The sequence below is a fragment of the Thermincola sp. GK-1 genome (genome assembly GCF_059412445.1).
Window position 1 is genome coordinate 1 of record NZ_JBSQAT010000020.1, and the last position, 25,014, is coordinate 25,014.

Below are 25,014 nucleotides of genomic sequence, written 5' to 3' on the forward strand. Positions count from 1 at the left end.
AGTTGGCATTAGCCAACCCTATAATAGTGAATCGTTTGTATAGTTCAAGAAAGAATCGCCGATAGGCGAATTTGTTCGTATATATACATTAGCGCAAAATTGTCCGGGTAATTTCCTTAAAATTACCGCAGGAAATGGCGTTAAAATGTTGAATAAAAGAATATTTGGGAATATTTTTGTAATCAATAAAATAATGACCAGATATTTTAGGGAGGACGCCTATGTTGGATGTAGCAGCCATTATTCTTGCGGCAGGTAAAGGTACAAGGATGAAGTCTGACTTGCCCAAGGTTCTGCACAAGGCAGCCGGGGAGCCGATGATCTGCCATGTACTTCACGCTGTTTCCAAGGCCGGTATAGAAAAGACAGTTGTCATAATAGGCCATGGGGCAGAGCAGGTGAAAAAGCTTTTAGGTGGACAGGTGGAATTTGCTTTACAGGCAGAACAATTGGGAACCGGACATGCTGTCATGCAAACGGAAGAGGTGCTGGGGTCATGGTCTGGCGATGTTCTGGTTCTATGCGGTGATACTCCCCTGATTACTTCAGGTACTTTAAAGAGGTTGGTCACCGGCCATAAAACCGCCGGGAACACGGCGACAGTTTTGACAGCCATTCTTGAAGACCCCAGTGGTTATGGCCGTATTATCAGGGGTAAGTCCGGAGACGTGGAAAAGATTGTTGAGCAAAAGGATGCATCTCCGGAGGAACTGCGGGTTAAAGAGATAAATACGGGATTTTATTGCTTTAAGGCCAGGGAATTGTATCAGGCCTTAAGAGAAATTAACCCTGTTAATGCTCAGGGAGAATACTATCTCACCGATGTGTTGGAGATAATGAAGAGAAAAAATTGGAAAGTTGGAGCTGTTACAGCCGAGGATAGTGAAGAAATATTGGGCATAAACAACAGAAGCCAACTGGCGCAGGCGGAAAAAGTTCTTAGGCAGAGGGTTGCTGAAAGGCATATGCTTGCGGGGGTTACAATAATAGACCCTGAAGCTACTTATATAGACAGCGGTGTGGTGATTGGGACTGATACGGTGATATATCCGGGTTCTATATTGGAAGGAGATACGCAAATTGGCGCCGGCTGCATTATCGGTCCTAATACCAGAATTGTTAACTCTGTTCTTGCCGATAATGTTAATGTTCAATACTCTGTTATATTAAATGCCAAGGTCGGTGCTCATACTTCTATTGGTCCCTTTGCTTACCTTAGACCGGGTACTGTCCTGAGGGAAAATGTTAAGATAGGAGATTTTGTTGAGATCAAGAATTCTAACATCGGCGCCGGAAGTAAGGTGCCTCATCTGAGTTATGTCGGAGATGCCGATGTGGGTGAAAAGGTTAACATTGGAGCGGGAACCATTACATGCAATTATGACGGGTATAAAAAATCACGTACCATTATTGAAGACGGAGCTTTTATCGGCAGTAATACCAACCTGGTGGCGCCTGTCCGGGTAGGTAAGCATGCCTTTACGGCAGCCGGTTCTACCATTACTAAGGATGTGCCCAGTGAAGCGCTGAGTGTGGAAAGGGCTAAACAAGTTAATTATCCCAATTGGGCCTCTAGAAAAAAGGATTAAACAATAGTATAATGGGAAAGGTTAAGTTTATTTACAACGTTGGGAGGAAGTCATTGATGCCAATTTTCAACCGGAAGCTAAAAATCTTTTCAGGTAATGCTAATCACAGTCTGGCCGAGGAGATTGCAGAGTATTTGGGCGTTTCTATCGGAGAGTCGAAGGTATCGAGGTTTAGTGACGGGGAAATTCAGGTGAAAATTAACGAAAGTGTCCGGGGCGCTGATGTCTTTGTTGTACAACCCACCTGTGACCCGGTAAATGAAAATATAATGGAACTGTTGATCATGATAGATGCTCTAAAGAGGGCCTCAGCTCGCCGGATTACGGCGGTTATGCCCTATTATGGCTATGCCCGGCAGGACCGGAAAGCCCGGGCCAGAGACCCCATAACAGCCAAGCTTATGGCCAACCTGATAACGGCCAGCGGGGCCATGCGCGTTATTACCATGGACCTGCATGCCGGGCAAATCCAGGGATTTTTTGATATTCCGGTAGACCACCTGCCCGGGGTTCCGATATTGGCGGAATACTTCAACAACAAAAACTTCAGTGATGTGCTGGTAGTATCGCCAGATTTAGGTGGCGTGACCCGGGCCAGGGACCTGGCAGAAAGGATTGGCGCAGCAATTGCCATAATTGACAAGAGAAGGCCGGAACCCAACGTTGCGGAAATTATGAATATTATCGGTGATGTAAAGGGAAAAACTGTCATCATGATTGATGATATCATTGATACGGCCGGAACCATTACCCAGGGAGCGCAGGCGCTTTTAGACAGGGGCGCCAAAGAGATTTATTGCTGCTGCACCCATCCTGTACTGTCCGGGCCGGCCATTGAGCGGCTGCAGAATTCGCCGATTAAAGAAGTGGTTATTACTAATACCATCCCGTTGCCTGAAAGCAAAAAGATTGACAAGATCAAGGCGCTTTCTGTTGCTCCGCTGTTGGGAGAAGCCATTATACGCATTCACGAGGATTTGTCAGTAAGTAAGTTGTTTGATTGATTTCTGTGACCGAGGGTGAGTGATCGCCGGCCGGTATAGATAAAAGAATTACTGAAGGGTGTTTGCCAAAGGTTTGGCAGCACCCTCTTTATATGATGAGAGGTTTGCTACGCAAACCTACCTTTGCACCCCGACTACGCCCGTATTGGGCGTAGGAGTGGGTATTTTGTTCTAAACGCCGGATTGCCAACAAAAATTGGGAGCTTCCCCTTTTGAGTGGTATAATGAAGGTAAGCGGAAGATGGGTCAGTAACCGGTGGTGGTGGATTATGCATATCAACATTATTGCTGTCGGCAAAATTAAAGAAAAATACCTCATAGCCGGGATAAATGAATACTTGAAAAGGCTTAAGCCCTATGCCAAAGTAGAAGTAACGGAAGTTCCCGATGAACGGGAACCGGAGAACGCTTCGGCAGCGGAGCAGGAACTGGTTCGGGAACGGGAAGGGGAGAAGATATTAAGGCACATTAAACAGGGTGCAACCGTAGTGGCCCTTGCTATTGACGGAAAGATGCTTTCATCGGAGGGCCTGGCGGACCAGTTGCGGAACTGGGCCCTGCAGGGAAAGAGTGAGCTTTGCTTCGTTATCGGCGGTTCTCTGGGCCTGCCCAAGAAGGTATTGGAGCGGGCGGATTTGCAATTGTCTTTCGGAAAAATGACCTTCCCCCATCAGCTTATGCGGCTGATTATGGTGGAGCAGTTGTACAGGGCGTTTAAGATTAACAGGGGGGAGAAGTATCATAAATGATATTTATATAAATACCAGCCTCCTCCTGGAAAAGCAAATTTTTGCTGCAGCCTGTGAGCTTTACCACCTCCTGTTTAACCGAGACAAGTTGGAAAACGGTTATAGCCACTTGATCAAGCAAGATGACCTTGGAGGCAAACAGGAGGAACGGGCAGCTAAAACATCTTTGCTGCCCTTTTGCTTGTCCCCAGAACTTTGTTGAAAGAACAGATCGAGGTTTTTAAGGGGTTGGGTGAGAAAGTTTTGTGATATAATAATACTGAGGTGAGATTAATGAATGCAGGTAAAAGTATTTTAATTAAATTAATTGATGAAATTCCAGAAAGTCAAATACCAGAAGTAATTGATTTTATCATGTTTTTGAAAAACAAGCAGGATAATCAAATATTCAAAGATTTAATATCTGCCAGTGAGAGCAGCATAGATTTTTGGAACAATGATATTGATGATGAGGTATGGAATAATGTATAAACAGGGTGATATCTTAATTAATTCCAATACCTTTCAGTGATTTGACTTCCAATAAAAAACGCCCTGTTCTGGTTTTATCCAATAATAATTATAATAGCAAGACGGAAGATATAGTGGTTGCGGCCATTACTTCGAACCTGACAGCAAAGGATTATATTGTAATGCTGACCAGTAACGACCTTGACGAGGGAACCTTAAAGGTGGGATTCCTGCATAAGGGTGGATAAGATTTATACCTTATCCCAAAGTATTGTAATTAGCAACTCTGGTGCTGTGAAGAAGTATATTATAGATGCTGTCAGGGAAAAGCATAAGCTTATGTTTCATATAAAGGCTGGATGAACGGCAGGAAATCATATGGCTTTACCCATGTGTTTCTGCAGCCTAACTATTATGCTACTCAGGCGCCTTTGGAAGACCGCATGGAGCGGGCAGCGGCTTTGGCCCAAAAGTATGGGACGGGAATTGAAATCGAACTGTTTACGACGACCTGTATAAATGGATCAACGGTAATTATAACTGATGCTCTTTTTACGAGATGTATCTGTAAAAAAGAAGCGAATACTCCAAAGGAGCGAATACTATGAATTTGCCTAAAAAACGTATCCTGGTAATGACCGCTGTTCAGGCAGAACGGGATGCGGTATTGCGTGGGCTGAAGGGCGATCAAAGGTTTGATGTCTGCTTGGCGGGTGTTGGCCCGGCAGCGGCGGCAGCCAATACGGCAAGGATCTTGGCAACTGCTGAATACGACCTGGTAGTGAGCGCCGGTATTGGTGGAGGGTTCCCTGGCAGGGCTGAGATTGGTTCCCTTGTGGTGGCAAATGAAATTGTTGCCGCGGATTTAGGGGCGGAAACCCCGAAAGGTTTCATGAGTTTGGATGAATTGGGCTTCGGATGTACCCGTGTTCAGGCGGATCTCTGCCTGGTGAACCGGTTGACTGAAGCGTTACTTGCGGCCAATCTGCCGGTCAGCGCTGCCCCTATATTGACTGTATCTACAGTGACGGGTACGGCTGAGAGTGCGGTAGAAATGGCGGCACGGGTACCGGGGGCCGCTGCTGAGGCAATGGAGGGGTATGGTGTGGCTGTAGCGGGACAGGCGCTTGGTGTGCCGGTGCTGGAAATCCGCTCTGTCTCAAACCTGGTTGGCTTAAGGGAACGGAGCACATGGCGTATAGATGAGGCATTGGCCGCTCTCGAAGCGGCAAGTTCAGTATTATTGGAGGTTTTACTATGAGAATTGCTTTTTCTCCTTGTCCTAACGATACTTTTATATTCCATGCCTGGGTACATGGACTGATTCCGGGTGCTCCGAAGCTGGAGGTTACTTATGCCGATATTGACATCACCAACAGTTTGGCGGCCGGTGGTAACGGGCCGGAGGTGATTAAGATTTCTTATGCAGCTCTCCCATGGGTATTATCTGATTACGCGCTGCTCCCATGTGGAGGTGCACTGGGCAGAGGTTGTGGGCCGCTGGTATTAACGTCGCTAAAAGCAGGTAATACCGAGGATCCGGCGGTTTTGGCCGGTAAACGGATTGCGGTTCCCAGTGAAAGATCAACGGCCTACCTGTTGTTCCGCCTGTGGGCAGCTCAAAAAGTACCAGGGGGGGTAGGCGAGATAGTGGTTATGCCTTTTCATGAGATCATGCCGGCGGTGCGTGACGGCGCCGTTGATGCCGGGCTGGTGATTCACGAGGCACGCTTCACTTACCCTTCTTACGGGCTGGACCTTTTGGCTGATCTGGGCAGTTGGTGGGAAGCTGATACCAATCTGCCGATTCCTTTGGGAGCGATCGTCGCCCGTCGGAACCTGGATTTAACGGCTGTCGCTGACTGGATTCGGGCCTCGCTCAGATACGCGTGGGCACACCCGGAGGCTTCACGGGAGTATGTAATGTGCCATGCTCAGGAGCTGTCGCCTGAAGTTGCCCAGGCACATATTAATCTTTACGTAAACGAGTTCAGTGAAAATTTAGGCGAGACAGGGTATCAAGCGGTAACTACCTTACTCAGCCGGGCCGCACAGGCAGGGCTGGTGCCCAGGGTGGACTTGGCGGCCTTATCATAGCCATGTATGCCAAGGGTATGCCCGTCCGTGATATCGAAGACCACATGAGGGACATCTACGGTATTTAATATAAGCCTCCACTCGAGAGCGGAGGCTTTATTGTACTATATTTACTGGGTTTGATTACTTACATTAGCATCTACCTGTTGTTTACTGGTTCTCGGCATTCCCTAAAGCTTCATCAATTTGCTTTTGAAATGGATTAGGTTTACTTTGTTTAATGGCGGCACACTGACAATGATGAGTATGTCCACAAGCTTTAACTTTTCTTTCAATAGGCAGCTTATCTTTTGTTGACCTGATGAGGTTAAACATGGCTACCGGCATAGCTCTCATGACTCCTCCACATTGGACACATATCAGTTCCAACCCTTTTTTGGCTTCATAATCAACCATCACCGGTCTTTTTGTCCCACATTCACTGCAAAGAAAGTCATATATAGGCATAATTAACCTCCTTGAAAAGAAATATTTAGGCTGTTGCCTTAATATGTTCTTTAACCAAGGAAACTGCAGCGTTAGCATCAGAACCATATTTTGCGCCGATTTGGGAAGCAATCTGTTCATTCATTGCTGCGCCACCGGTCATGACCAAATACTTGTCGGCCAAGCCTTTTGCTTTAAGCAATTCTACTGTTTTTTCTGCGTAAATAACCGATGAGTTGGTCATGACGGATATACCAATTGCCACCGCATTATTAGCTTCTGCTGCTTCAACAAATTGTTCAGGTTTAACATTCTTGCCAAGATCAATAACATTAAAGCCGTTGGCTTTGAGCATTAGGACAACAAGATTTTTTCCGATGTCCTGAGTGTTCCCACGAATCAGACCCACTACCACCGTTTCTTTATTCCCGTCTCCTGCTCCTGATGCTTCCAGCAGCGGAACAAGAATAGCCATAGCCTTTTCCATAGTCTTGGCAGATTTAATCATATCGGTGATGAAACGTTCGTTACGCTCATACAAGTCGCCGACCATTTTCATACCAAGGGATAAACCGTCAAATATAATCTGCTGCGGGGTTAACCCGAGTTCCAGACCTTTTTTGGTCCACTCAACGACTTTATCACCGTCGTATTCCAAAATCGCATCCGCCAGATTTGAATAAACCTCTTCTTCCGGAGTTTTATTTGCCTTCTTTTGAATGCCCATTCTGACCATTTGATCGTTATCCGTTGATATTTTGCGCATACCCGGGTGTTTGGGGTGGCCCGCCAAATAAACGTTGCTCAGGTCACCAAGGGCTTCGATGTCTATCGGGTACTTGATCGATGCACAGGTATCAATCAACGCGCGCATGTTTTCCTCCGGAACAGTCCAGTCAATGTCACAACCGGGCATGCAGACAAATCCGCCGTTATACCCAACTTCAACAGCCAATTTCTTGACTTCCCTGGCAACATCCTCGGGGGTGCCATGGACTAATGTTGAGTAGGGGCTGACCGTCCCCATCAGTGAAATTTTGTCTCCGATAGCTCGCTTGGCATGGTCTGCTCCAGGGTACATATCGCCGTTAAAGTTAAAGGTGCCGCTATTGGCAATGTCGGACCAGATGGGTTGGGTAAAGGTACATGTATGAGTGAACCCGATACCGCCAATTTCCTTAATATAAGCGAATAACCTCTGCTGGTAGGGCAAGCCAAACTCTCTATACATTTCCGGCGGTAAAATGTCACTGGAGCAGAATGGGTCAAGAATATTGCAGACATCAACACCAGCTTCAAACATCATTCGGCAGACATTTTTAACCACGTCAAGGGATAATTCTATAACCTCTTTAGCGAAATCCGGATCTTCAGCCAAATAAGTGAAAAAATTGTCGGTACCGGTAACTAACTGGGCGGTAGTAATCGGACCGCCAACGGGGGTAGCCAGCGCGTGGGTATCTTTCCAGCCTTCCCTGATTAAGGTTCTTATTTCTTCTTGAATTGCTCTCAAGCGGCCTTTTTCCGGATTAAAGCCATTCTTTAGGTAGTTATCTTTTAGACGGTAAAAAGCTTCTTTTGTAGGTGCGGGATGTTCAACTAGTGAGGGTTGTGCATAAGGCAGGTATTCTAATACAGCACCCAGATTCTCTACCGGGGTAAACAAGTCGGTCCCGGCAACCACCACGTCTCCGCCGAATTTTTGATGGGCTTTGATTTTGGCTTTGGCCATGGCCTCACCATCGAGCAGGACCTGATCAACTCTAACGCCCCCCTCGCGAATGCCCCGTGTCATCAACAACGGGTTTACGGGTAACTGGTCCGGCAGCTCTTGCATAGTAACTGCCGCAAAAACTCGTTCTCGGCTGGTCATCTTGGACATATTGATTCACTCCCTTAATTTGTTAGTTTAAGCGTAGATATGGTCCTTTTCCAATGAATTCGTTATCCCGTTTCTCACCACCTTATTGCCAGAATAATAAATACTTTTGTTGTACATTGACGGTAAAAAAGTCACCCTATGTTATACGGCAGGTAGTTCTTTTGATAAGGTTTTTTCTATTGCCTCTTCGATGATGCTCCGTACCGGCCCAATGTTACGGATTTTTTCAAAATCATCGTCGGACAAATTTCGGATAAATGCAGCTCCATATATAGTTGCAAGTACTTCTTCTGTAGATAACAAGTTATCCAAGGGCGCGGCAATAACCGGTGAACTTTTGGCCAATTCAGTGATTAATCGGGCGATTCCGGCCCTATCCCGATTCGCTACGGACCTACCCAAAGCACAAAGGTCGTTTGACCCATGCAGTACAACATGAGGTGGAAGCTCTTGCCTTATTTCCTGAACACTCATCCCCTTAGCTTTAGTATCCAGATTAAATATCTTGATACCGAGCTCAACTACATCCTTCAGAATTGGTCGAATGGCTCCACAACTGTGAAAGCAAATTGCGGCAGAGGTTAACTGTCTGAGTCTGGTCAGCAATGAATGCATAAAGGGTCGAATATATTTGCGAAAATCCATCGGAGAAAAAAACATGCCATCCTGGTGGCCCAAATCATCGGCATAAATGATTATATCTGGTTCATAAGGAAGTGAGCTCAACATATATTTATAGGCATCTACTATAGTTTCTGCGGACCATTCGAGTAGCGCTGTAGCAATTTGCCAATTATCTGCAATATCTTCCATAAACTGCCAGGTACTGCGCAGCATGAAGCATAGATTTAGGAGACCGGGGCAAGGCGCATCTGCGATTATAAGGTAGTTATTTGCAATATTAGATTCAATGGGTTGTATCTTCTGATGCCATTGGATTTTGGGATAACGCACAATATCGCTGAGCGCCGCTGTTTCTAGAGGGTGGCTGACAGGAAAAAAAGCACTTCCATCCTGTATCCATTTAACGCCATAGGCATCAATAAAGCTATCATCTGTTATTGCGGGGAAGTCAAATAACAAACCACTACGGACAAAATCAGATCCTAGCCGGATACAATCCAGCGGCTCCAAAGGTACTGTTCCGTATACAGGATGAGCTGCTTTGTCTTTTGCCTTATGGGGAAGTACATTGTTCCGGATACCAGTGAGAGACGTAGTTCCAATATCAATCAGTGGCAAGCCTGATTGTTTTCCGGAAATAATGGATGCTAATCTTGACCGAAGATTCATCGTTTTATTTCACCTACAGTTTGAACATATTCCACAAAGCGTGTCCTTCAGGCAGTTTATGACCATCCAATTCCTGAGCCGCAAAGCCATAAAACACTTCGGCAGTCGCAGAAACATGGGCTGCCACTGCTGCTTTTTCAATGATGCCATAGTGCAAGTAATCTGCACCTGCTGCACGACAAGCAACAAGTGCTGTTGCCAAAGATAGATTTACCCATTCCTGGCCTAGTTGACTGACACTGGTCCATTGTGGAAAACAGTTAGAGAAGGCACAACCGGCAGGATAGCCAAAACGTTCACGAACAGCCTGAATTTGCCGAATATTCAGACCAATTGAGGGTGGATCCATCGTGCCTAAGTCCACAATAGGGGCTTCTACTCCAATCTCCTTTAACATCGGCTGATAATAGTTCTCGATCATCTCACAACTTCCCTCGGGTGTTGGGTTGCTTACATCACTGGCAAGTATCATGACAGCGGCGGGGCGTTGCCGGCAGAGTAATTCCAACTCTTCGTCTTCTGTATCCTCATTCAGCGAAGCATAAATTACCCGATTTAGAATTCCCAGTTTAGCGGCAGCCTCAAGGCCAGCCATACGGGCCTCGGCCTCAGAAGCATTTATAAATAAAGGAAGGGTTGTACGCACACTAACAAATTCTAAAAAGCGTTCCATGGCTTCGGGTGAAGCGGCAATGATGTCAAATGCCATTTGCACACCGTATCTTTTACTGAGTTTATTTACACGGTCCACCAATTCTGTCGCGCGATTTTCGTCAAATTCGCCGGCAAATGGGTCAGAAACAAGAGAATGTTTGTCATAAAAAATGCTCCCTACCGCTAAGCCGGTATTCGATCCCATTGGCCCACCTATTATAGTGTCACCTATCTTCAGTACGTGAAAATTTGCCAACTTCAATTCCTCCTTCTTTTAGATAACATTTTTTTAAGTAAAAAATCATGGAGAAAGTCTGCGCAGAAACCATTTCTCTTGATATCAGCAATCAAGCAACCAAGTTTTTCTACCGAAAACTTCCTCCTATTGGCAGAACCTAAAGTTTAAGGATGATTGGAAGACTTGATTTTATCAGATTGCTTAGTATCTTTTACCAACGCGAAATACTGTACAACCAAAGCCGACAAAATTAGGATTCCTAATCCAAGAAAGACAGGTTTAAGAACAAATGCATAGTTTTGTTTGGAAATAACTGCCACAAAAGCCGTTGCACCACCAGGAGGATGTAATGTGTTAGTAATATTCATTAAAACCATTGCCAAGGCAACGCTAATAGAGACACTCCACCAATTCGATCCCAGAAGCTGGTATACGGTGACACCAGCTAAAGCAGATAACAGTTGCCCACCCACAATACATTTAACTTTTGTCATCGAAACCGGAGACGCAAATAATACTATGGCAGAACTGGCTAGAGACGGGAAAAGAAGTGCTGCTTCATATTGATAGCCCAAATAAGCTATTGGAGAAATCCCGAGAAACGTTCCTAACGTGGCGACCATTAAATAACCTGGTTTTGCCCTTCTGATAATGTCACAGACCCGTTTAATAATCTGATTTATCAAAAGGAACAACTCCTTAAATCAGATAGAAATTGGCGGTGCCAGAGAGCTCCTGTACAATGTAGTCATATTTTTGAAAACAAATTTGTATCTGGCCTCATTATAAAACGCACTATATTGTATGTCAATATATTTTATTGTATAATATTAATTTTTATTGTATAACATTGTATAATAAACGTTTTAAAAGCCTATACTTTACTTGATATGTTCAATACGCTGTGATATCATTTTAATGAAAATATAAAAAAGTAGGAGAAGGCGGTTAACATGAATGAGGAACTGCTAACAGTAGACGAAGTAGCAGACATTTTAAGAACAACCCCCAATACAATCTATAGATGGTTGCGAGCCGGAAAACTGCCCGGTGTTAAAATCGGGAAAGAATGGCGCATAAGACGAGAGACCCTGGAACTCAAGCTTAGCGAGACCAATACCGTCATTATCAAAGACCAGAGTTTGCTGGATAACATTCATCCTCAACACGATCATGTGATGGCAGTTACCCGCAACACAAATAATCTGTATAATCTTGAGGCAGAGTTTTTTAAAAAGGGGTTGTCGAGAGGATCTAGATTGTTTAAGGGATGCTGGTGGCAGCATCCTGATGACGTTAGACAGGAACTATCCTTAAGAGGATTGCCTATTGAAGAGCTTGAAGGAAAAAATTCTCTTACTATTGTCGACTTAACCCACCAGTACAATCGTTCGGGAAAAAACGGACCGATTCAAATATGGTCAGATGAGGCAAGAAAAACTCTTGAATTGGGCTACAAAACCATGTGGGGTTCAGGTTCTCCTCACCTGTTGTCATGCGGGGGACACTTTCCAAACTTGGTTGACTTTGAAAGTTCATTGGAGGATGTCATTAGAAAACTTCCGGTTGTAGGAATCTGTCCTTATATTTTTGAAACTATAAAAGACGATTGTTTTAGCCAATTGATTAATTTGATGAACCATCATAGAAGTGTTATTTTTTACAATGACGGACTCGCAACTTATTTAAAAAATGAACCCGCTTAAAAAACTTTAATGTCTTTCCATAAATAAAGGCAGAAACATCAATATAATGTTTCTGCCCTTATTTTTAGAGGTATTCTTTAAGCAAAATCTCCTTGTAGTGTTCTCAATTACTTCCGGTTTTTGTCACAATTCTGCCATATATGAAATATATAATTAGCTTACGAAAACATTACAAGGAGGTTACGTCAATATGACAAACAAAGGATTGCGGTATCTGCGCTGGGGACTGCTGGCAGCCATACTGGTATATATTACGGTTGCTGCTTTCCTCCACCAGCAGAGTGGACCGGAAAAGGCTGCTTCCATCCATGCCCTGTGTTCTTATGGCGGTCTTGAAACCCTCTACAGCCTTATGTTTTCAGGCAGTTTTGTCAAGAAAATATTTTCGGGCACCATGGTGCTGCTGGTATTGAGCTTAATCATCACTCTTCTTTTCCGCAGGAGCTTCTGCGGTTTGCTCTGCCCTTTTGGCGCCTTACAGGAGTTTTTTGCTAAGTTGGGGCAGAAAGTACTGGGGAAAAGATACACTATGCCCGACAGAATTGATATACCACTGCGGTATCTGAAATACCTTGTCCTGCTCATTACGCTCCTGGGCGCATGGATTACCGGTACGCTTTGGATGTCACCCTATGACCCCTATGCCGCATACGCGCACCTTTCGGCAGGTTTTACCGAGTTAGCTGAAGAATATTTTATCGGTCTTATATTGCTGGTTGTAACTGTGATAGGTTCCTTTGTTTATGATAGATTCTTCTGCAAATACCTTTGTCCTGCCGGAGCCTTCTACGGAATATTGGGGAAATTAAGCCCCAATAAAGTGGAAAGGAACGAAGCCAAATGTATTCACTGCCGATTGTGCAGCAAGAGCTGTCCCGTGAATATTGATGTGGAAAAGGAAACCACTGTTACCACCGCTGAATGCATCAACTGCCAGGAATGCGTCAATGTGTGCCCCCAAAATGGCGCCATCGCTATAAAGCAGGGCAAAAAGGAAATACCCGCCCTTGCAGTCATTGGTCTGGTAATGGGAATTTTCTTCGGAGGTATCCTGGTCGCACAGGCAACTGGCTTCTACAAGACTTTACCTGCTCCTGTAGCAGAAGGGTCAATTGTCAACGTGGAGGAAATCCGGGGGTCTATGACCCTTGCTGATGTGGCCAAAGGGACGGGCCTGAGTCAAGATGTTTTATACAAGAAGCTGGGGATTCCGGAAAATGTTCCACCCGAAACCCGGTTGAAGGATGTATCTCAGTATGTTGAAGGTTTTTCCCCGGAAACAGCAAGGGAGTTACTGAACAGCAAATGATGCAAAGTATTGCAATGGGCCGGTAGCCCCATGAAGGGAACTTCTGTGGCCCCGCTTAACTGTACACTGTTAGCCATGGAACATCTCAAGTCTCCTTGCTGGTGCGTACCAATACCATGGTAATTGTAAATCCGGTTAAAGTTATTCCGATAGCGGCGGAAATAAACCGAAGCAGGGTCAAAGCCGGAACTGTAAACATGTGGCCATAGCTCCCGGGCGGCTCCAGGATTACACCAAGATTGACGGCCGTGATACCTGGGAGGTAGGAAAGTTGATAAATAATATGGCCGGCCAATACCATAGGAACCAGTGCAAAAACCAGTTTGATGCGGCGGGAAGCCGTTTTATTGCGGAATGGACGGGCTATCAACCGGATTGCAACGGCTGATATCAGTGCAGTCAGCCAGTATGATAAAGTAAACGCTACCTGCCACGTTGAAAAAGGCAAAAACTTTTGTAACTGTTGAAAATAAAGCATAGGTACCAGGATGGCCAGGGCTGTTCCGATGAAAATTACATAACCCTGATTAATCCTGGTCAGGTGCCATACTTCCTTGCCGGGAAAACGCAAATTGAGTTTGGCTGAACCGTTGGGGCAGTTGTGGATGCAGCGTAAGCACAGTTTACAGTCCAGGTTATTATCGATAAAAGGCGCATACCGAAGTACCGGACAGCCTGGTGAGTTATCTTTACCACGGTAACATTCATAAGTGGAACATTTGCTTAAACATATATTTGGATCGGCTCTGACTTCAAGCATAGCGCCTATTGATGCCATACCGACAAATCCGCCGAGCGGGCACAGGTGACGGCACCATGTGTGCCGGACAAAAATGATGCCGATGATACCGGCGAGCGCCATAATGCAAATAAACAGCAGTCCTGTATAAACGGGGCTAGAGCGAATGTTGGCCACTGTTTCTACCCAAACTATTAGTAGGAACAAAAAAGTTACCAGCGCGTAATCATACTTTTTCAGAAAATTGGGGATAGTGCGGTTGAAATGAACGTATTTTTGAACCAGTTCAAAAAGGCCGGAGAAGGGGCAAATACAACACCATATCCGGCCGAATAATGGCGAGAATATGGCCAAAGCCGGCCACCACAATCCCCAGATGATACTGGACAGAATTCCGGTCAACTTTGTTTTGGGACCCCAAATTAAACAGAAGGTGATAAAGCTGAAAAATAGGAAGGAAACTTTTTGAATTTGTACCGGAAATTTTTTATTTATTATGAGTTTTTTAACCCATGCCCATGTAAGAAGGTCAATACTTTCATCCAGCTTTTTGGGGGTTTGGCCAAAGAAAAGGTGTTCAAGGCCGATAATTTCGTCATCCGCCAAAAGGAAGGCTCTTTCTATGACCTGAATCAGTTCTGTAACGTTCCCCTGACGGAAGTCATGGGAAAGGAGAAGCTTGTTGGCCTGTGGGTCCAATACGGGTGTTTTCCGGTTGTTTTGTTGCGCCAGTTTATTTAGAATACCCTGGGCAATAACGGGGATATCCCGTTTTCGCTCCCGCAAAGGAGTAATCTCATATCTGAGATCAAAACATTTTGTTAACGGTGTGGCCAAATCTGTCGGTATCTGGTCAGAGCCTACATTGATGCTGCCAATAATACGGCAGGCTGTTTCCGTGCGGCGGATGGCCCTGGCTAACTGCACCTGATTCCTGGCGGAAATCATGTTTATGTCTCTGATAAACAAGGTACCGCCTTTGACAATATCTAACAGGCTGTCTATGGTGATTTTAGGGCATTGGTTACCTTCTTTTGCCTTATGGTAAAGTATTTCCCCCCAATACCGGTCAAAATGAACCCCGTCAATAACGATAAAAGGAGCTGATTCACCAAACTGTTGTTTATGTAAATACCAGGCGAACATCTGTCGGCCTGTTCCCCGTTCGCCTAAAACCAACAAATTACCACCGTTCCTGGAAAATTCAGCCAGTTTACTTTCGACTTCTCTGGTAGTCTTTCTGCTTCCCCATAAGCCGTAAAATTTATATTGTAATTGATTTGCCAGGAGACCGGCGCGTAAAAGTTCCTTGTAGCGGGTCTCCCACATGCTCATATTGGCCTGCATCAGGTGATGAGAAAGTTTTTCCAGGAACTTTTCATAAAGTTTTGGCCAGCGTGTTAGCATACGGGCAAAGTTATCCCGATTCATTACCAGGACTTTGCAGTTTTCTGTGCACCGTATGGTAACGGGAGGAGGATTTCCGGTAAAAAGGGATATCTCGCCGAAAATGTCGCCAGGGCCGAAAGAATTAACTTTCAATGGATCCTGCTGATTATTAATCAACACCTCTGCCTTGCCCTCGGCGAGGACATAAAATTTAAAGTTTTTCTCGCCCTGGAGTACGATATCCGAGTACTTGTCAAATTTTGCCCATTCAAAGTCCCTGGCAAGCTCTGCCAAATCCTGTGGACTTAAATGTGCAAATAATTCTACTTTTGATAAAAAGTAAACTTTGCCTGCAGTCATACTACCTCCGGTTAAGTGCCGAACTTTCTAGGACAAAATATTATTTTTCAATACTATCAGACAAGATTTGGGCACAGCAACCGGTATTGGCCCAAAGGGTGATTTTCGGCCTTCAGTTGCTAAATAACAGCTTAACCGGTGTCTCCGGGGTGTTCCCGCAGGGAGGTAATTTCTTCTTCCGTCAATTCGCGGTACTCCCCCGGTTTTAGAGTATTATCCAGCGTCAGGGGGCCCATGGCAATCCGCTTCAGATAGGTTACTGTTTTGCCCACTGCCTGAAACATACGCTTAACCTGGTGATATTTTCCTTCGTAGATAGCCAGTTCAACCTCCGATTCGGGTCCGGACCGGAGAATTTTCAGGCAGCCGGGTAAAGTGCGGTAGCCATCGTCTAAAACTACCCCCTGACGAAACATTTCCACGTCCTCTTGTGTAATCATTCCGCTAACTATGGCATAATAGGTTTTCGGCACATGTTTTTTCGGTGACAGGAGCCGGTGGGCCAGGTGACCGTCATTGGTAAGTAAAAGCAAGCCCTCTGTATCTTTGTCCAACCGCCCTACGGGGAATGGATGAAAGGATTGGTAATTGGGTGACAGCAGGTCAACCACCACTTGACCAGACTCGTCCCCAGTGGCGGACAGGACACCCTGCGGTTTGTTTAACATTAAATAGACAAACTGCCGGTATTCTACGGGTTTGCCATTTACCACAATGCGGTCCTGACCGGGCCGGACATGTAATCCCGGGTCCTGGGCCAATTCCCCGTTGACCTCTACTTTTCTCTCTTTAATCAACTTTTTAGCTTCTTTGCGTGTGCCCAATCCCATATGGGCCAACACTTTGTCCAGGCGCTGCCGTTCTTTTTCCGCCATTGATTTCACCTTACCTTTCTTCTCCGTCTATGCGACGCCAGCCGGGGGGAAACTCATTTTTTAACCAATTTCCTGCTCCCTTTGCCCACCCCAGTACAAAACCGTCCAGAGATACCAAATGCCAGCCCTTGGCCCATACTTTTCCCTCACGTTGGATGGTCTCCCCGCGCAAATAGCGAAGGGCTACAGAGTTGTCATCGGCGTTGTGAGATGATAAATCCAACCGCTGGATTGCCGAATGGACTGCCTCCGGGGGCAGGCCCAGGGCAAAGGCCGGGCTGGGGCGAAATCGCCCTTTTTGGATTGTGCCCAGAAGCCAACCGGAGCGAAGCACCTTCAAGCCGCGCAAAGGCGGCAAGCATAAGCTTTCCCAAAGAATATGGCCGGCCCGTTCTATCACCATGCCACCCTCAGGCAGCCATGCCTGCCAACCTTCGGCAGCCTGCCAAACCTGCAGTGAGAATTCTGCCAGGGCTTGCTTTGCCTCCGGCGTAAGGCCATTTTTTTCCTGCTGTCGCCAGAGACCGTTTTTGTCCATTAAACATTCCTTTTTTTCTGCCTGTAAAGACAGGTTTTTTATTTTTGCGGCAAAATGCCCCTCGCCTCTAACTTCATGAGGCCACAGTCGGCGCATTTCCAACAGTTCAAAATCAGGAAAAGCGCCCAGGAACCGGAGTACCTGCTGTTCGTTTTCCTCCCGGGAAAAGGTGCAGGTGGAGTAAACCACTTCGCCGCCTGGTCGGAGCATTTGAGGAATATGCTCTAAAATGGCGGCCTGCCACTTGGCATATTTGGCCACCTCTGCTTCACTCCAGTTTTTGGCCATTTCCGGTTCTTTGCGGAACATACCCTCGCCGGAGCACGGAGCATCTACCAAAATTTTATCAAAAAAATCTGCGAAGATATGGGCCAGCCGCTGGGGAGTCTCACTCAAAACAACAGCATTTGTCGCGCCATACCGTTCTATGTTTTTTAACAATACCTTGGCTCGTTGGGGATGGGGGTCATTGACTACAAGAAGCCCCGCCTTTCCTAAATGGGCCGCAAGTTGCAGAGATTTCCCGCCTGGCGCTGCGCATAAGTCCAGCACCCGCTCACCCGGTTGAACCTGTAACAGTTCGGCCGGGAGCATGGCGCTTGGTTCCTGGATGTAGTAAAGACCTGCGTAATAGTGGGGCAGTTTTGCCGGTCTAACTTCTTCCTCGTTGTAATAGAAACCGTCCCTGCACCAGGAGACCCGTTCCTGTAAAAAAGGAAGTAGTTCCTGTAGAGCTTCCGGTGAAATCTTTAGGGTGTTGGCGCGCAACCCGGCTGTGCGGGGTTCGGTGTAGCTTTGCAAAAAGCGCGCAACATTGCTGCCCAGTTGCTGTTCCATTTTGGTTAAAAATGCAGGAGGTAATCTCATATCCTGACTCCTTTTCCAATCTTTACCCCGTTATAATATGCTTTTTCCTAACATAGGATGCAGTGGATAAAATTATACAACAAGTTGGAAAGATAGTCCAGCAGCGGTAAAATGCATCAAAAAGTTGCCAAACTACAGAACCCAGCCTTTTACATTAAGGAGGGTTTGGGCCCGGTGAAATTAATTGTGTTCATATTTAAACCGCGTTGGCTGATAGGGTTGTTCCTGGTTCTGGTAATGGGCTTAGGGATAATTTCTCCTGCCGGGTCGGTAAAACCGGTGGGGGCTACCCGGGGGCCAAACAATACAATTTGGGGACGGTTTGGCTGTGCAAGGGAACAGCAGCGCCACAAATTGAATTATAAAAAGATAATTATTTTTTCCGACCCCCATTATTATACCCCGGAACTTGGTACTACAGGCGCTGCTTTCGAAGAGTATCTGGCCGGGGACCGGAAACTGTTGGCGGAAAGTAATGCCATTTTGCGAAAAACTATTAATCAGATTAAAGCCAGTGACGCCGGTATCGTGCTTATTTCGGGGGACCTGACCAAAGACGGGGAACTTGTTAATCACCTGAAGGTTGCATCATATTTAAAAAAACTGGAAGACAGCGGCAGGAAAGTTTATGTCATTAATGGCAACCATGATATTAACAACCCCCATGCCTTTAAATTTGAAGGCGCGCAGGTAATCCCGGTTGAAAATGTTTCGCCTGAGCAGTTTAAAGAGATTTACAAAGATTTTGGCTATGCAGAGGCTCTTGCCGTTGATACCAATTCGTTGAGTTATGTGGTGGAGCCTGTTCAAGGGTTAAGGCTTATCGTCATGGATTCGGCGATATATGACCGTAACCACACTGTTGGGCGGCCCAAAACGGAAGGCGCTTTTTCTGGGGCTACACTGAATTGGATTATCGGGCAGATAAAAAAAGCCAAGGCGCAGGGGAAAATTGTTTTGGGCATGATGCATCATGGTTTAATGGACCACTTTAGTGTGCAGCGCCGGTTTTTTGCTCAATATGTGATTAAGGATGCCGACAGAATAGCTGTAGATTTGGCTGATGCCGGTATGGCGGCAGTCTTTACCGGGCATTTTCATGCCCAGGATATTACTGCCAAGCAGATTGGCAATAAATATATCTATGACGTTGAAACCGGTTCTCTGGTGACTTATCCTAACCCGTACAGGACCATCGAATGGACGCCCGATAATAAATTAAGAATAAAGACATCGAGAATTGAAGAAATTGACTACGATACAGGAAGTCTGAAATTCCCGGTTTATGCCAAAAAATATTTGACAGACGGTTTGCGTGATTTGGCGCCGCACTTTTTAGCCCGTATTATTATGGGCCAGGGTTTGACTGAAGAAGAAGCGGTGGAGCAGGCTGCTCTTATCGTGAGGCAGAAAGTTTCTCCATTCATGACCCTCGGCGACCTGTTGGCCACGATTATGGTAGCGCACTACCAGGGGGACGAGGTTCTTGACGAAGAGTTGTTGCCGGTAATTCAAAGGCTGGTAGCATCGGAAAGCCCTCTTTTAGGCATGCTTGGCGAGGCCCTTCTCTCACTGGGAACAGATTTGGAACCGGCCGACAATGACATAATTATTCCCCTTCAACCGTAAAACCTGTATAACCGGCAGGTCTTTTTTAGTGAGTAAGAAAGTATAGCCCAAGGGCATGCCGGAAAAATTTTCTTTCGCTGCGTGGTGCACCAAGAGATACCGGCTATGATTTAGCGAAAGAAATATGGTGAAAACAAAGCGGAAAGGTGATTGAAGTTGTCAAAAATTAGTGATAAAATGCTGTTAGCGGGTGCTAACATTTTTTGTATTGGTATAATCCGACCATATAAGGTTGCCGTCATGTAACAATGTCTTTAACAATATGTATATAATGAGATATACACTGGACAAAGGTATTACTGTGGAGGAAAATATATGAGCAGCTTAACTGCAGATAAAATACTAAACGCGTCAATAATTCTTTTTTCCCAAAAGGGATACGATTCCGTTACGACCAAAGAAATTGCCAGAGAAGCGGGCGTCAGTGAAATGACAGTTTTCCGCCATTTTTTGAACAAAAGGAACCTCTTCGAAAAAGCCTTTGAAACTTTCATATTTTCCCCCCAATTCAAGTCTTTCTTCGAGAACAATCTGGAATGGGATTTGGAAAAGGATTTACTTAAAATAAGCTACTGTTACCAGGATACCCTGTTGAAGAACCGGCAGATAATTTTGATGGAGTTTAAAAACGATGATTTAACTTCTACCTTTGATGCGCCTTTATTGAAGTTTTCCGGCGAATTGAAGAAATTACTTATAGAGTATCTGGCTAAGATGCAGGAAAAGGGAGTTATCAAAGAAAATCCTGAGATTCTGGCTGTTAACTTTTTGGCTGCTAACTTTGGTCTTTTTATGACTTTTTTGGTCAATGGCGATTTAATTGGAAATATTGGTTTAGAGACCTGCGTTGCCAGTTATGTCAGGGCCTTTGCCAAAGGGATTACCGTTTAACTTTTCCGGACGGTTTAATATACGGTTGTTTCAGATTAAGTGGGATAGATACTTTTGACGCACAATGGAGGACAAAAATGAACAAGGTTTTGCATGTTGGGGTCGATGTGGGCTCGACCACGGTAAAAATGGTTATCTTGGACCAGGACGATAATATCGTTTACAAAAAATATTTACGGCATTTATCCGACATAAAAAATACAGTTTTTGCCATGCTTGAGGACGCCAAAAAAATTATGGAGAGAAACCTGTTGACTGTAATGGTTACGGGCTCTGGAGGTTTCAGTATATCCCAAAGGTTGGATGTGCCTTTTATCCAGGAGGTTATTGCTTGTGTCAATGCTGTCAGAAGGAAAATTCCCAATACTGATGTAGCCATAGAGCTTGGCGGTGAGGACGCCAAGATTACATATTTTGGAGATTCAATCGAGCAAAGGATGAACGGGACCTGTGCCGGCGGTACGGGAGCTTTTATTGACCAGATGGCTGCTCTGCTGCAGACTGACCCCATAGGGCTAAATGAGCTGGCTAAAAAGCATAAAAACATTTACCCTATTGCTTCCAGGTGCGGAGTGTTTGCCAAGACTGATATCCAACCCCTGCTAAACGAAGGGGCGGCTAAGGAGGACATTGCTGCATCGGTTCTGCAGGCTGTGGTCAACCAGACCATCAGCGGATTGGCGCAGGGGAGGCCGATTAGCGGTAATGTGGCTTTTTTAGGCGGCCCGCTTCATTTCATGTCCGAACTCAGGAAGCGTTTCATAGAAACCCTCAGGTTGGCCGATGAGAGTGTCATTTTCCCCGATGATTCCCAGTTTTTTGTGGCCCTGGGAGCAGCTCTGTCTTCCCGGGAGGAAACGCCGATACCCTTTGAGTGTTTTTATGAACGGGCGCCCAGGATTTACAGCTTAAACAATGAAGACAGCGAAAACCTGGAGCCATTGTTTGCCAATGAAGAAGAATACAGAGAATTTAGCGAAAGGCACGCCCGGCATAAGGTAAAAAGGGTTGAGCTGGAGACCTATGAAGGTAATGCCTATTTGGGTATCGATGCCGGTTCCACGACTACGAAAATTGCTTTGATAGATGAAGCCGGCAATCTGTTATATTCCCATTACGGGAGCAATATGGGCAGCCCGCTGGAGTCTACCGTGGAAGCTTTAAAAACTTTATACAGCAAGATGAACAGCAGGACAAGGATAGTTAACTCTGCTGTCACCGGGTATGGTGAACACCTGATAAAAGCCGCTTTAAAGGTAGATATCGGAGAGATAGAAACGGTGGCCCACTATAAAGCCGCTGATTTCTTCCTGCCAGGGGTGGATTTTGTTCTGGATATCGGCGGTCAGGACATGAAAAGTTTGGTGGTCCGCGATGGAGTCATTGATTCGGTCATGTTAAACGAGGCCTGTTCTTCCGGCTGCGGGTCTTTCATAGAAACCTTTGCCAATTCGTTAAATATGGATGTAAAGGAATTTGCCCGGCTGGGCTTAACAGCTAAGAAACCTGTTGATCTGGGTACCCGTTGCACTGTGTTTATGAATTCCAAAGTAAAACAGGCCCAGAAGGAAGGCGCTGATGTTGGCGATATTTCTGCGGGTATATCCACTTCTGTTATTAAGAACGCCCTGTTTAAGGTCATCAGGTTGAGGAGCGCCGATGACCTGGGAGAAAAAATTGTTGTGCAGGGTGGAACCTTTTATAACGATGCGGCGCTCCGGGCCATGGAGAAAATAATCAAAAGACCGGTGGTCCGCCCGGACATTGCCGGTCTAATGGGAGCTTTTGGCGCGGCTCTGATTGCCAGGGAGCGTTACGTGGAGGGACATACTTCAAGCCTGTTGCAAGGAGAAGAACTGAATAACTTTTCCACGGCAACATCTTTCAAACGTTGTGGTTTATGTGGAAATAATTGCCTGATTACTGTTAAGACTTTTTCCAACGGGACGGAATTTGTCTCGGGTAACCGGTGTGAAAGGGGAGCGGGCAAGGAAAAGGTCGCCAATGAAGTCCCCAATCTATACGAGTATAAGTATAAAAGATTATTCAGCTATAAACCCTTATCGAAAAAAGAAGCGACCAGGGGCGTTATAGGATTGCCCAGGGTGTTGAATATGTATGAAGACTACCCCTTCTGGTTTACCTTCTTCACGGAGCTTGGCTATAGAGTGGTGATTTCCGGTCGCTCATCAAAGAAAATATATGAGCTGGGCATGGAAACCATTCCATCGGAATCTACCTGCTATCCGGCAAAACTGGTGCATGGGCATATTACGGACCTGATTAATAAAGGCGTAAAAAAGATTTTTTACCCCTGTATACCATATAATATCAAAGAAGATGAAAATGCCGACAATAAATATAACTGTCCGATAGTTACATCCTACCCTGAAACTATTAACGCCAATATGGATATTCTGAAGCAAAATAATGTCATTTTTTACCATCCATTCCTGCCGCTGGATATGCCGAAAAGAATGGTTAAACGCTTGACGGAAGAACTTGCCCCTGAGGGTATTCCTAAAAAAGAGATTGCCAGGGCTTTAGATAAAGCTTATGCCGAACTGGCCAGGTATAAGGAGGATGTACGGAAAAAAGGAGAAGAAACCATTAAATACATAGAAGCCAACAACATTAAAGGCATTGTCCTGGTGGGAAGGCCTTATCATATTGACCCCGAAATCAACCACGGTATACCGGAGATGGTTAAGTCCTTCGGTTTTGCCGTGCTGTCGGAGGACTCCATCAGGCACCTGGCTGAAGTGGAAAGGCCCTTGCGGGTTGTAGACCAGTGGGTTTATCATTCCAGGTTGTATGCGGCAGCCAGTTTCGTGGCCCGCCAGAGGAATCTGGAGCTAATTCAGTTGAATTCCTTCGGCTGCGGCCTGGATGCTGTAACTACGGACCAGGTGAAAGAAATACTGGAGTCATACGGTAAGATTTATACAGTGTTGAAGATAGATGAAATAAACAACCTGGGGGCGGCAAGAATACGTGTCCGTTCTCTGATTGCAGCCATAAAAGAGAGGGATAAGAGGAACTTTGTACCGCGGAAATTATATGAAAATCCCGGTAAAGTCATATTCACTGAAGAAATGAAAAAAACACATACTATTCTGGCCCCCCAGATGTCGCCGATCCATTTTCAGTTTTTGAGAACCGGTTTTGAAAAGGCGGGCTACAAAATAGTGGTCCTGCCATCAGTTGACAAGACTGCTATCGACGAAGGTTTAAAATACGTCCATAATGATGCCTGTTATCCGGCAATTATAGTTGTAGGCCAGTTAATGAAGGCCTTAAATTCAGGTGATTACGATTTAAAGAACACCTCGGTCATAATCACTCAAACAGGCGGAGGATGCCGGGCCACCAATTACATTGCTTTTATCCGGAAAGCATTAAGAGATGCCGGAATGGGCCATGTACCTGTAATCTCACTGAATGCTTCGGGCCTGGAAAAGCAACCTGGGTTCAAAGTAACTATTTCAATGTTTAATGACCTGATGATGGGACTGGTCTACGGCGACCTGTTAATGAGGGTACTGTACAGGGTACGGCCTTATGAAAAGGTACCCGGCTCGGCCAACAAGCTATATGAATACTGGGTAGATAAGTGCCAGGAACATTTGCGAAAAGGCGGTAGAAAAGAATTTAAAGAAAATATTTATAGAATTGTTAAAGATTTTGATAATCTGGAAATTCACGAAAACATGAGTAAACCCAGGGTGGGGGTAGTAGGTGAAATCCTTGTTAAATTTCATCCTACCGCGAATAATAATATTGTCGAGCTGCTGGAAGCTGAGGGAGCAGAGGCCGTTGTGCCTGACCTGACTGACTTCCTGATGTACAGCGCTTTTGACAACAAGATAAAGTATGAGCAGTTATCGGGGAGTTTTAAAAAGATGATTTCCGGAAGTATTTCCATTAAAGTAATGGAAGCTTACAGGAAGCATATGCGGAAGGCCTTGGCCACAAGTAAACGTTTCGAACCCCCAAAACCGATTGAGGAGATAGCCAGGTTGGCGGAGCGGCACTTGTCCCTGGCTAACCAGACGGGTGAAGGCTGGTTCCTGACAGGCGAGATGGTAGAACTTATCCATAGTGGGGTGAACAATATTGTCTGCCTGCAGCCTTTTGCCTGTCTGCCGAACCATATTACCGGTAAGGGTATGATCAGGGAACTGCGCAGGGCTTATCCGCTGGCTAACATTGCCCCCATCGATTACGATCCCGGGGCAAGTGAAGTAAACCAGCTAAACAGGATAAAACTAATGCTTTCTGTTGCCATGGAAAACCTGGAAAAAAGCAATGAATTAAAGGACTGAATCC

General features: G+C 45.5%; 21 protein-coding genes. 13 read left to right on the forward strand and 8 right to left on the reverse strand.

The features are described from left to right. Nucleotides 1–224: 224 nt before the first annotated feature. The 8 genes from glmU (at nucleotide 225) to ACSNJE_RS14055 (ending at nucleotide 5,889) form a co-directional block, all read left to right on the forward strand. Nucleotides 225–1,589 carry a bifunctional UDP-N-acetylglucosamine diphosphorylase/glucosamine-1-phosphate N-acetyltransferase GlmU gene (gene glmU, locus ACSNJE_RS14020; RefSeq protein ID WP_052218364.1) on the forward strand — a complete coding sequence of 455 codons (1,365 nt, stop codon included), beginning with the start codon at nucleotides 225–227 and terminating at the stop codon, nucleotides 1,587–1,589. 56 nt (nucleotides 1,590–1,645) lie between these two features. Further along, complete coding sequence (locus tag ACSNJE_RS14025) at nucleotides 1,646–2,593, forward strand: ribose-phosphate diphosphokinase (protein WP_013119053.1); 948 nt, start codon at nucleotides 1,646–1,648, stop codon at nucleotides 2,591–2,593. 269 nt (nucleotides 2,594–2,862) lie between these two features. After that, nucleotides 2,863–3,342, forward strand: a complete 480-nt coding sequence (gene rlmH / locus ACSNJE_RS14030) for a 23S rRNA (pseudouridine(1915)-N(3))-methyltransferase RlmH (RefSeq protein ID WP_052218333.1) — start codon at nucleotides 2,863–2,865, stop codon at nucleotides 3,340–3,342. A 273-nt stretch (nucleotides 3,343–3,615) separates the two neighbouring features. Further along, nucleotides 3,616–3,813 (forward strand): DUF2281 domain-containing protein, encoded by a 198-nt coding sequence (locus ACSNJE_RS14035; protein WP_013119055.1) that lies wholly within the window; start codon nucleotides 3,616–3,618, stop codon nucleotides 3,811–3,813. 41 nt (nucleotides 3,814–3,854) lie between these two features. Next, nucleotides 3,855–4,040, forward strand: coding sequence for a type II toxin-antitoxin system PemK/MazF family toxin (locus ACSNJE_RS14040; protein ID WP_495252902.1), 186 nt, complete (start codon nucleotides 3,855–3,857; stop codon nucleotides 4,038–4,040). Between the two features lie 111 nt (nucleotides 4,041–4,151). Next, nucleotides 4,152–4,400, forward strand: coding sequence for a DUF4855 domain-containing protein (locus tag ACSNJE_RS14045; RefSeq protein WP_052218334.1), 249 nt, complete (start codon nucleotides 4,152–4,154; stop codon nucleotides 4,398–4,400). Beyond that, entirely contained in the window at nucleotides 4,397–5,053 is a 657-nt protein-coding gene (locus ACSNJE_RS14050; protein ID WP_474773781.1) for a futalosine hydrolase, read from the forward strand. The genes ACSNJE_RS14045 and ACSNJE_RS14050 overlap by 4 nt, the downstream gene beginning before the upstream one ends. Continuing rightward, on the forward strand, nucleotides 5,050–5,889 hold the full coding sequence (locus ACSNJE_RS14055; protein ID WP_052218336.1) for a 1,4-dihydroxy-6-naphtoate synthase: 840 nt from the start codon (nucleotides 5,050–5,052) through the stop codon (nucleotides 5,887–5,889). Before ACSNJE_RS14050 ends, ACSNJE_RS14055 begins: the two co-directional genes overlap by 4 nt. Before the next feature lie 150 nt (nucleotides 5,890–6,039). On the opposite strand, the gene ACSNJE_RS14060 is transcribed toward ACSNJE_RS14055, so the two are convergent. The 5 genes from ACSNJE_RS14060 to ACSNJE_RS14080 form a co-directional block, all read right to left on the reverse strand. Beyond that, a complete protein-coding gene (locus ACSNJE_RS14060) occupies nucleotides 6,040–6,336 on the reverse strand; it encodes a zinc ribbon domain-containing protein (RefSeq protein WP_495252903.1) in 297 nt (98 codons plus the stop codon). 25 nt (nucleotides 6,337–6,361) lie between these two features. Then, nucleotides 6,362–8,197: an MtaA/CmuA family methyltransferase gene (locus ACSNJE_RS14065; RefSeq protein WP_474773779.1), complete on the reverse strand. Its 1,836-nt coding sequence runs from the start codon at nucleotides 8,195–8,197 to the stop codon at nucleotides 6,362–6,364. Between the two features lie 141 nt (nucleotides 8,198–8,338). Further along, a complete protein-coding gene (locus tag ACSNJE_RS14070) occupies nucleotides 8,339–9,490 on the reverse strand; it encodes a uroporphyrinogen decarboxylase family protein (RefSeq protein ID WP_495252904.1) in 1,152 nt (383 codons plus the stop codon). 13 nt (nucleotides 9,491–9,503) lie between these two features. Continuing rightward, the gene (locus tag ACSNJE_RS14075; RefSeq protein ID WP_495252905.1) at nucleotides 9,504–10,400 is read right to left on the reverse strand and encodes a tetrahydromethanopterin S-methyltransferase subunit H family protein; all 897 of its coding nucleotides are present in this window, start codon (nucleotides 10,398–10,400) and stop codon (nucleotides 9,504–9,506) included. A 146-nt stretch (nucleotides 10,401–10,546) separates the two neighbouring features. Continuing rightward, nucleotides 10,547–11,068 (reverse strand): HPP family protein, encoded by a 522-nt coding sequence (locus ACSNJE_RS14080; RefSeq protein ID WP_495252906.1) that lies wholly within the window; start codon nucleotides 11,066–11,068, stop codon nucleotides 10,547–10,549. Nucleotides 11,069–11,335: 267 nt separating this feature from the next. On the opposite strand from ACSNJE_RS14080, the gene ACSNJE_RS14085 reads away from it, so the two are divergent. Together ACSNJE_RS14085 and ACSNJE_RS14090 are read left to right on the forward strand one after the other, a co-directional pair. Beyond that, nucleotides 11,336–12,088 carry an MEDS domain-containing protein gene (locus tag ACSNJE_RS14085; protein WP_052218342.1) on the forward strand — a complete coding sequence of 251 codons (753 nt, stop codon included), beginning with the start codon at nucleotides 11,336–11,338 and terminating at the stop codon, nucleotides 12,086–12,088. A 190-nt stretch (nucleotides 12,089–12,278) separates the two neighbouring features. Beyond that, on the forward strand, nucleotides 12,279–13,397 hold the full coding sequence (locus tag ACSNJE_RS14090; RefSeq protein ID WP_052218343.1) for a 4Fe-4S binding protein: 1,119 nt from the start codon (nucleotides 12,279–12,281) through the stop codon (nucleotides 13,395–13,397). Nucleotides 13,398–13,482: 85 nt separating this feature from the next. Here the strand turns inward: ACSNJE_RS14090 and ACSNJE_RS14095 are convergent, their stop codons facing one another. The 3 genes from ACSNJE_RS14095 to ACSNJE_RS14105 all read right to left on the reverse strand — a co-directional run bounded on the left by ACSNJE_RS14095 (nucleotide 13,483) and on the right by ACSNJE_RS14105 (nucleotide 18,165). Beyond that, nucleotides 13,483–15,885, reverse strand: a complete 2,403-nt coding sequence (locus ACSNJE_RS14095) for a cyclic nucleotide-binding domain-containing protein (RefSeq protein WP_495252907.1) — start codon at nucleotides 15,883–15,885, stop codon at nucleotides 13,483–13,485. 131 nt (nucleotides 15,886–16,016) lie between these two features. Then, nucleotides 16,017–16,760, reverse strand: coding sequence for a pseudouridine synthase (locus tag ACSNJE_RS14100; RefSeq protein WP_495252908.1), 744 nt, complete (start codon nucleotides 16,758–16,760; stop codon nucleotides 16,017–16,019). Nucleotides 16,761–16,770: 10 nt separating this feature from the next. Next, nucleotides 16,771–18,165 carry an RsmB/NOP family class I SAM-dependent RNA methyltransferase gene (locus ACSNJE_RS14105; RefSeq protein ID WP_495252909.1) on the reverse strand — a complete coding sequence of 465 codons (1,395 nt, stop codon included), beginning with the start codon at nucleotides 18,163–18,165 and terminating at the stop codon, nucleotides 16,771–16,773. 174 nt (nucleotides 18,166–18,339) lie between these two features. Between ACSNJE_RS14105 and ACSNJE_RS14110 the strand changes: the two genes are divergently transcribed. From ACSNJE_RS14110 to ACSNJE_RS14120, 3 genes are all read left to right on the forward strand, one after another. Next, complete coding sequence (locus tag ACSNJE_RS14110) at nucleotides 18,340–19,794, forward strand: metallophosphoesterase family protein (RefSeq protein ID WP_495252910.1); 1,455 nt, start codon at nucleotides 18,340–18,342, stop codon at nucleotides 19,792–19,794. A 315-nt stretch (nucleotides 19,795–20,109) separates the two neighbouring features. Next, nucleotides 20,110–20,685 (forward strand): TetR/AcrR family transcriptional regulator, encoded by a 576-nt coding sequence (locus ACSNJE_RS14115; RefSeq protein ID WP_495252911.1) that lies wholly within the window; start codon nucleotides 20,110–20,112, stop codon nucleotides 20,683–20,685. Between the two features lie 77 nt (nucleotides 20,686–20,762). Then, on the forward strand, nucleotides 20,763–25,010 hold the full coding sequence (locus ACSNJE_RS14120) for an acyl-CoA dehydratase activase-related protein (RefSeq protein WP_495252912.1): 4,248 nt from the start codon (nucleotides 20,763–20,765) through the stop codon (nucleotides 25,008–25,010). Nucleotides 25,011–25,014 lie beyond the last annotated feature (4 nt).

Coding starts and splice junctions, on each gene's coding strand:
- ACSNJE_RS14025 (WP_013119053.1), top strand. CDS start 1,646: ATGCCAATTTTCAACCGGAAGCTAAAAATCTTTTCAGGTAATGCTAAT.
- rlmH (WP_052218333.1), top strand. CDS start 2,863: ATGCATATCAACATTATTGCTGTCGGCAAAATTAAAGAAAAATACCTC.
- ACSNJE_RS14035 (WP_013119055.1), top strand. CDS start 3,616: ATGAATGCAGGTAAAAGTATTTTAATTAAATTAATTGATGAAATTCCA.
- ACSNJE_RS14045 (WP_052218334.1), top strand. CDS start 4,152: ATGAACGGCAGGAAATCATATGGCTTTACCCATGTGTTTCTGCAGCCT.
- ACSNJE_RS14050 (WP_474773781.1), top strand. CDS start 4,397: ATGAATTTGCCTAAAAAACGTATCCTGGTAATGACCGCTGTTCAGGCA.
- ACSNJE_RS14055 (WP_052218336.1), top strand. CDS start 5,050: ATGAGAATTGCTTTTTCTCCTTGTCCTAACGATACTTTTATATTCCAT.
- ACSNJE_RS14060 (WP_495252903.1), bottom strand. CDS start 6,336: ATGCCTATATATGACTTTCTTTGCAGTGAATGTGGGACAAAAAGACCG.
- ACSNJE_RS14065 (WP_474773779.1), bottom strand. CDS start 8,197: ATGTCCAAGATGACCAGCCGAGAACGAGTTTTTGCGGCAGTTACTATG.
- ACSNJE_RS14070 (WP_495252904.1), bottom strand. CDS start 9,490: ATGAATCTTCGGTCAAGATTAGCATCCATTATTTCCGGAAAACAATCA.
- ACSNJE_RS14085 (WP_052218342.1), top strand. CDS start 11,336: ATGAATGAGGAACTGCTAACAGTAGACGAAGTAGCAGACATTTTAAGA.
- ACSNJE_RS14090 (WP_052218343.1), top strand. CDS start 12,279: ATGACAAACAAAGGATTGCGGTATCTGCGCTGGGGACTGCTGGCAGCC.
- ACSNJE_RS14095 (WP_495252907.1), bottom strand. CDS start 15,885: ATGACTGCAGGCAAAGTTTACTTTTTATCAAAAGTAGAATTATTTGCA.
- ACSNJE_RS14100 (WP_495252908.1), bottom strand. CDS start 16,760: ATGGCGGAAAAAGAACGGCAGCGCCTGGACAAAGTGTTGGCCCATATG.
- ACSNJE_RS14105 (WP_495252909.1), bottom strand. CDS start 18,165: ATGAGATTACCTCCTGCATTTTTAACCAAAATGGAACAGCAACTGGGC.
- ACSNJE_RS14115 (WP_495252911.1), top strand. CDS start 20,110: ATGAGCAGCTTAACTGCAGATAAAATACTAAACGCGTCAATAATTCTT.
- ACSNJE_RS14120 (WP_495252912.1), top strand. CDS start 20,763: ATGAACAAGGTTTTGCATGTTGGGGTCGATGTGGGCTCGACCACGGTA.